The organism is Frankia gtarii (assembly GCF_025403375.1).
GTDB lineage: Bacteria > Actinomycetota > Actinomycetes > Frankiales > Frankiaceae > Frankia > Frankia gtarii.
The window spans coordinates 1-448 of record NZ_JAMPTM010000626.1; the positions used below are offsets into that span (position 1 = coordinate 1).

Consider the following 448-nt stretch of genomic DNA (forward strand, 5'->3'; position numbering starts at 1 on the left):
CGCGTGGTCGGCGTGGCCAAGCGGCAGAGTTTCGGCTTCGGCGGCAGCACCAGCCTCAGCGTGTGGGTGCCGTACACCACGGTGATGTCGCGCATGCTCGGCCAGAGCCACGTGTCCAGCATCACCGTGCGCGTGGACGATGACACGCCGATGGACGCCGCGCAGGAAGCGATCACCCGCCTGCTGACCCTGCGTCATGGCACCGAGGATTTCTTCCTCAGCAACAGCGCCGAGATCCGCGAGACCATCGAGCAGACCACGCGCACGATGACCCTGCTGATCGGTGCCATCGCCGCCATCGCGTTGCTGGTCGGTGGCATCGGCGTGATGAACATCATGCTGGTATCGGTGACCGAGCGCACCCGCGAGATCGGGGTGCGCATGGCCGTCGGTGCACGGCAGAGTGATATCCGCCAGCAGTTCCTGATCGAAGCGGTGCTGGTCTGCC

General features: G+C 65.8%; 1 protein-coding gene. It reads left to right on the top strand.

What is annotated here, in order from left to right; translation table 11 throughout:
• The coding region (locus tag NBZ83_RS32635) for an FtsX-like permease family protein (protein WP_261576568.1) at positions 1-448 on the top strand (448 nt) is incomplete at both ends.